At 43.2% G+C, this 6,410-nt stretch carries 8 protein-coding genes, 1 tRNA gene and 1 rRNA gene; 9 read left to right on the top strand and 1 reads right to left on the bottom strand.

Features of this window, described 5'->3' with window-relative positions:
• The first annotated feature begins 194 nt into the window (after nucleotides 1-194).
• From rrf to Q334_RS0112735, 7 genes are all read left to right on the top strand, one after another.
• Nucleotides 195-310 (top strand): 5S ribosomal RNA (gene rrf, locus Q334_RS0112765).
• Between the two features lie 9 nt (nucleotides 311-319).
• Nucleotides 320-395: transfer RNA gene (locus Q334_RS0112760), tRNA-Thr, on the top strand.
• A 79-nt stretch (nucleotides 396-474) separates the two neighbouring features.
• Nucleotides 475-669: a DUF2970 domain-containing protein gene (locus Q334_RS0112755; protein WP_027313552.1), complete on the top strand. Its 195-nt coding sequence runs from the start codon at nucleotides 475-477 to the stop codon at nucleotides 667-669.
• A gap of 135 nt (nucleotides 670-804) precedes the next feature.
• A complete protein-coding gene (gene coxB, locus Q334_RS0112750) occupies nucleotides 805-1,935 on the top strand; it encodes a cytochrome c oxidase subunit II (protein ID WP_211249537.1) in 1,131 nt (376 codons plus the stop codon).
• A gap of 13 nt (nucleotides 1,936-1,948) precedes the next feature.
• Nucleotides 1,949-3,529 carry a cytochrome c oxidase subunit I gene (gene ctaD / locus Q334_RS0112745; protein WP_027313550.1) on the top strand — a complete coding sequence of 527 codons (1,581 nt, stop codon included), beginning with the start codon at nucleotides 1,949-1,951 and terminating at the stop codon, nucleotides 3,527-3,529.
• Between the two features lie 10 nt (nucleotides 3,530-3,539).
• Nucleotides 3,540-4,085: a cytochrome c oxidase assembly protein gene (locus Q334_RS0112740; RefSeq protein WP_027313549.1), complete on the top strand. Its 546-nt coding sequence runs from the start codon at nucleotides 3,540-3,542 to the stop codon at nucleotides 4,083-4,085.
• Nucleotides 4,086-4,101: 16 nt separating this feature from the next.
• Nucleotides 4,102-4,959, top strand: coding sequence for a cytochrome c oxidase subunit 3 (locus Q334_RS0112735; protein ID WP_027313548.1), 858 nt, complete (start codon nucleotides 4,102-4,104; stop codon nucleotides 4,957-4,959).
• Here the strand turns inward: Q334_RS0112735 and Q334_RS20680 are convergent.
• Nucleotides 4,956-5,150: a DUF2909 family protein gene (locus Q334_RS20680; protein WP_035461412.1), complete on the bottom strand. Its 195-nt coding sequence runs from the start codon at nucleotides 5,148-5,150 to the stop codon at nucleotides 4,956-4,958. The genes Q334_RS0112735 and Q334_RS20680 overlap by 4 nt on opposite strands.
• Nucleotides 5,151-5,167: 17 nt before the next feature.
• On the opposite strand from Q334_RS20680, the gene Q334_RS0112725 reads away from it, so the two are divergent.
• Both Q334_RS0112725 and Q334_RS0112720 read left to right on the top strand, forming a co-directional pair.
• Nucleotides 5,168-5,833 (top strand): SURF1 family protein, encoded by a 666-nt coding sequence (locus tag Q334_RS0112725; RefSeq protein WP_027313546.1) that lies wholly within the window; start codon nucleotides 5,168-5,170, stop codon nucleotides 5,831-5,833.
• A complete protein-coding gene (locus Q334_RS0112720) occupies nucleotides 5,815-6,354 on the top strand; it encodes a hypothetical protein (protein WP_027313545.1) in 540 nt (179 codons plus the stop codon). Before Q334_RS0112725 ends, Q334_RS0112720 begins: the two co-directional genes overlap by 19 nt.
• Nucleotides 6,355-6,410: the final 56 nt, after the last annotated feature.

Genomic DNA, 6,410 nt, shown 5'->3' with positions numbered 1-6,410 from the left:
GTAAGCGTTGTGAGGCGTTGAGCTAACCAGTACTAATTGCCCGTGTGGCTTGGCCATATAACCCAGTGATCTGGGACACGTTGACGAATGAACGTGAGATGTTGTGATGACGACAACGAACTGAAGACGATCCAGAATTTAGGTAAACCTGCGGTCACAGCGTGACATAAGACAGAGAGACCTGAACCGAATTGCTTGGCGACCATAGCGAGTTGGAACCACCTGATTCCATCCCGAACTCAGAAGTGAAACGACTCAGCGCCGATGGTAGTGTGGGGTTTCCCCATGTGAGAGTAGGTCATCGCCAAGCGCCTAATATGCTCATGTAGCTCAGTTGGTAGAGCACACCCTTGGTAAGGGTGAGGTCGGCAGTTCAAGTCTGCTCATGAGCTCCATATGAAAGCCCTTCTGTTTATACAGAAGGGCTTTTTTCATTTTCGTCTATACTGTGAGTGTGTACTTCAAGGAGGCGATATGTCTAAGTCTCGTTGGTTTGACATTATTCTCAGTGTACTAGCTGCAGCTTTTGGCGTCCAAAGCGAACGCAATAGAAGGCGTGATTTTCAGTCACACTCTTTTTGGCCATACATCATTGCAGGCGTGCTCTTCTTGATAGTGTTTTGTGCTCTCTTGCTTAGCGTGGCAATTTGGGTGATCCCATCTGAATAATTTTTGTCCGTGATTGGACAAGATTTGTTCACTGTCTATACTCGACTTAAGTCTGCACTTGATCTGTATCAATGCATTCTGGCGGACTCTGGATTGGTGTCTGTCAATAAAAATAACAAAGACAGTAGGTGAGATATGCACTATAGCATCAAGCTTGGTGTGCCTTTGCGCATACTGGTCGTACCGTTGTTTTTGCTTTTCCTTCCTTCTGCTTATGCTGACTGGGCATTAAATATGCCTGTTGGGGTGACAGAAATTAGTCGCAATGTATATGGCTTGCACATGACCATATTTTGGATCTGTGTTGCTATAGCTGTGATTGTTTTCGGGGTCATGTTCTGGTCAATTCTCCATCATCGAAAGTCTAGAGGAGCTATTCCAGCACAGTTTCACGAAAGCACATTAGTAGAGATTATCTGGACGCTTATACCACTGTTAATTTTGATCGCTATGGCAGTTCCTGCGACGGCAACTTTGATAAAGATGTATGACGCATCAGATGCTGAAGTTGACGTTCAGATTACAGGTTATCAATGGAAATGGCGTTATCAGTACCTTAATGAAGATGTGGATTTTTTCTCTAATCTGAACACCCCTCAGGAACAAATTCAGAATGAAGCACCGAAAGGTGAACACTATCTCTTAGAGGTTGATGAGCCCTTAGTGCTGCCTGTGGGTAAAAAAGTGCGCTTTTTGATTACTGCCAATGATGTTATTCACTCATGGTGGGTGCCAGATTTAGCGGTCAAAAAAGATGCGATACCTGGGTTTATTAATGAAGCTTGGGTCAAGATAGAAGAGCCAGGTATTTACCGTGGTCAGTGTGCGGAACTCTGTGGTAAGGATCATGGTTTTATGCCAGTGGTGGTTGTAGCCAAATCCGAAAAAGACTATCAGGAATGGTTGGTAGAAAAGCAGGCTGAAAAAGCAGCTTTAGCAAATTCAGCTAATCGTGAATGGTCATTAGAAGAGTTAATGGAGCGAGGAGAAAAGGTATATGCAGCAAGTTGTGCTGCATGTCATCAGCCTAATGGTATGGGTATCCCACCCGCATTCCCTGCTCTCAATGGCAACACAATTGTTACGCAAGATATAGATAAGCATATTGATGTGGTTTTGAAAGGGGTGACAGGGACCGCGATGCAAGCCTTTGCTGCCCAGCTTAATGATGTAGATCTTGCTGCTGTAATTACTTATGAACGGAATGCCTGGGATAACAAGACGGGTGATGTTGTTTCTCCACAGATGATCAAAGAAAAACGATAACGAGGAGAGCACTATGAGTGTGGCTACAAGTAATGTGACCCATGATCACCACGGCCCCTCCTCTGGAATTGGACGTTGGATGTTCACCACTAATCATAAAGATATTGGTACGCTTTATTTATGGTTTTCTCTAATCATGTTTCTGATTGGTGGAACCATGGCGCTGATTATTCGGTTGGAGCTATTTCAGCCGGGCTTGCAGGTGGTAGATCCAGGTTTTTTTAATCAAATGACCACTATGCATGGTTTAATAATGGTGTTTGGTGCCGTTATGCCTGCTTTTGTTGGTTTAGCTAACTGGCTGATTCCCATGATGATTGGTGCGCCAGATATGGCGTTGCCAAGAATGAATAATTTAAGCTTCTGGATTTTGCCGTTTTCGTTTTCGTTGTTGTTATCAACCTTATTGATGGAGGGGGGTGGTCCAAATTTTGGTTGGACTTTTTATGCTCCTTTATCGACTACCTATGCCCCACCTAGCGTGACTTTTTTTATCTTTGCGATGCATATGGCCGGTATATCATCGATCATGGGAGCGATTAATGTTATTGCAACAATTTTAAATATGCGTGCCCCAGGCATGACCTTTATGAAAATGCCGCTCTTTGTATGGACTTGGCTGATTACAGCATTTCTACTCATTGCGGTCATGCCTGTTTTAGCTGGCGTGATCACTATGATGTTAATGGACGTGCATTTTGGTACTAGCTTTTTCTCTGCTGCAGGTGGTGGGGATCCAGTCTTATTTCAGCATTTGTTTTGGTTTTTTGGACATCCTGAAGTGTATATTATGATATTGCCTGCCTTTGGGATTGTTTCTCATATTATTCCAGCTTTTAGCCGGAAAAAACTTTTTGGCTATGCATCTATGGTGTATGCCACTTCCTCTATTGCATTCTTGTCCTTTATTGTTTGGGCGCATCACATGTTTACGGTCGGGCTGCCATTGGTAGCAGAGCTGTTTTTTATGTATGCCACTATGTTGATAGCGGTACCCACTGGGGTGAAAGTGTTTAATTGGGTTAGTACGATGTATCGTGGTGCGCTGACATTTGAGACACCTATGCTCTTTTCAATTGCATTTATTGTGCTTTTCACGATCGGTGGTCTTTCAGGATTGATGCTAGCAATTTCTCCTGCTGACTTTCAGTATCATGATACCTACTTTGTAGTAGCCCACTTTCATTATGTACTGGTACCTGGTGCAATTTTCGGCATCATGGCGGCTGTGTATTTTTGGTTACCCAAGTGGTGTGGCAAGATGTACAACGAAACTTTGGGTAAAATTCATTTTTGGTGGTCATTTATCGGCTTAAACCTTACTTTCTTCCCTATGCACTTTGTTGGCTTGGCTGGTATGCCACGACGTATTCCTGACTATGCTTTGCAATTTGCTGATTTCAATATGGTATCAAGTATCGGCGGCTTTGTTTTTGGCACAGCCCAAGTCTTTTTTGCCTATGTCATTATAAAAGCTATTCGTGAGGGAGAGCCTGCGGCAGCAAATCCTTGGGAAGGGGCTGAGGGGCTAGAGTGGACGATACCTTCACCGGCACCCTATCACTCTTTTTCTACGCCACCTGAAGTAAAGTAAGGAGAAGGAGATGAGCGTCAGCGCTATTCGTCGTCAAGTGATAACGCTAGTGCTGGCTTCATTGGCAATGTTTGCGTTCGGTTTTGCACTAGTGCCATTGTATGAGGTGTTTTGTCAAATTACAGGTTTAAATGGCAAAACATCTACTCAAGCTTATAGTCAATCTCATTTGACGACAGTGGATACTTCTAGACTAGTGAAAGTACAACTATTGACCATTGCCAATGAGCAAACGCCTATTGCGTTTAAAGCTGAGTCCAGTCAGATGCAGTCCCACCCAGGACAAACTTATGAGGCTTGGTTTGTTATGGAGAATCCTACAACTCAGTCGGTTGTTATCCAGGCTGTACCAAGTGTCAGTCCAGCATTAGCAGCGCAACATTTTAAGAAAGTGCAATGTTTTTGCTTTGATCAACAGACCCTGTTGCCTGGACAAAAAATGCGTGTTCCGGTTGTGTTTATGTTGAGTCCAGAACTTGACCAAGATGTTCATACTCTGAGCTTGGCTTATACCTTGTTTGATATTACTAAATCCGTATCGACGGCGATGAAATAATAATAAGGAGAACTTTATGAGTGGGTCTTATTATGTGCCGGCAGAAAGTAAGTGGCCATTAGTTGCTTCTATAGGTTTGTTCTTTTGTGCATTAGGTGGTGGGCTGTTTATTTTGCAGGGAGTGCCCTGGCTCTTCCTGTTGGGGTTGTTGATTATTTTTTATATGTTTTATGGCTGGTTTTCTAATGTAGTGAGTGAAAGTCGGGCTGGACTATATGATGCGCAAATGGATCGATCATTTCGCTGGGGGATGAGCTGGTTTATTTTTTCTGAGGTCATGTTTTTTGCCGCATTTTTTGGTGCGCTTTTTTATGTTCGACAGTTTGCAGTACCTTGGTTAGCCGGAGAGGGCGATAAAGGGCTAGCGCACATGCTATGGCCAGAGTTTACGGCGAAATGGCCTGTTATGACACCTCCTGATGCTGAGCAGTTCCAGGGCCCAAATCGCTTAGTGGATCCATGGCATTTGCCGTTGCTTAATACTATTTTGCTTGTTTCATCAAGCTTCACCTTAACTTGGGCTCATCATGCACTGAAAAAAGCACAGCGGGGAGGAGTGTTGCTGTGGATGCTTGTCACGATCGCGTTAGGTTTGGCTTTTTTATACGTTCAGGCATATGAGTATTACGAAGCTTATACAGAATTAGGACTAACGCTACATGCTGGAATTTATGGAGCGACTTTTTTCATTCTGACTGGATTTCATGGTTTACATGTGACACTGGGGACTCTGATATTAATAGTTATCTTTGTTAGGGTTCTGAAAGGCCACTTTTCTGAAGATAAACACTTTGGCTTTGAAGCTTCTGCCTGGTACTGGCATTTTGTTGATGTGGTTTGGTTGGGATTGTTTATATTTGTGTATGTGGTCTAATTTCCTAACTGTCCATTGGCTAGGCCGTAACTGATCAAAATTAAGATGAGTATGGCTAAACTGATACGTAGTTTTAACGAAGTAAGAAGACGAATATTTTGACTGTTATCCTTGTTAAGGAAGTAAAAGCCACAAGCTAGACTCAGCAGCATGCCTACAAAGAGTATGATAATGATTGATTTGATTAACATTTTTGGTGCTCCTATCGATGATTGTTAAAGTGCTGAAGCAGTATTTATTGTTAGCTTTGGCTTGTCTAGGTTTGTTTTTAGGATTTTGGCAATGGGAACGCGCTAATGATAAACGTATTCTAGAACAGGCCTCAGGGAAACAGTTTACTTTACAGGAGTTGTCTACAATGTCGACTCCGCCATGGGGAGCTGAGTTAGAGTTAGAAGGACGGTGGTTAAACAATTGGACGGGATTCCTCGATAATCAGTTGGTAGATAATGTAGCAGGAGTTGACGTATATCGAATACTTCAGCTACCTACTTCAAGCTTGGTCTTGGTTAATCTTGGTTGGTTGCCATGGAATGATCGTAGCCTACTCCCTGAGATACGCTCTATAGCAGCGACGCTTAAAGCTCGCGTTAAAGTTTTTCCTTATGCACAGCCAGCCTTGAAGTTGGGTAGTTTTCCCACAGTTTCAGAAGATAAGCAGTTAATTCCTTGGGTTGAAAAAGGCCTTATTGAGGAAAGGTTTGCGATTAAGTTACCTGATTATGAGTTACGAGTCGTTGATAATACGACTGGATTTATATCGCATTGGCAGCTAAATACTATTTCAGCAGAGAAACACCTTGGCTATGCTGTTCAATGGTGGTTGTTAGCTTCTCTTAGTATGGGGTATTGGATATGGTTGCGCAGAGCTTAAGAGGTGGAAGCATTCGCTGGTCTCTATGGGCAGTATTGGCGATTAGTTTGGTACCCATTGTTTTGGCTCAGATACTCTATTTTAGCGGCTGGAAGCCGGAAGCCACAAAAGAGCATGGCCATTTCTTTAATCCTGTTATTGATTATAGTCAGTGGCTAGAGGGTGATACTGAGCTTAATAAAGCATGGCTAGGGCGTTGGAGCCTTTATCTCAGTGTCGCGGGTAGTTGTGATAAACGTTGTCTGACAAGAGTAGAGGAGGTGACACAGTTACATTTAGCCTTGGGAAGAGAAGCGCCTAGGGTTATGAGGGTCTGGGCAGATGCAAGTATGGCGGCTGTGGAGGGCGATCCCTTTGCCAGGATAGAGCGAGTTAACTTTATTGATCAACAAGTGCCAGAGTTGTCGCTGACGGTGATCGATCCACACGGCAACATTGTCATAAATTATCCATTGAATACAGAAGCCCGTTGGATCCTGAAAGATCTTCAACGTTTACTCAAACTTTCCAATATTGGTTAATAAACCAGCATAGATAGTGAATTACCAACACTGCTAATAACAATAAAAGGTGTGCT

Origin of the sequence: Balneatrix alpica DSM 16621 (assembly GCF_000619885.1) — a bacterium.
Lineage (GTDB): Bacteria > Pseudomonadota > Gammaproteobacteria > Pseudomonadales > Balneatricaceae > Balneatrix > Balneatrix alpica.
This window is presented reverse-complemented; position numbering and strand designations above follow the sequence as displayed.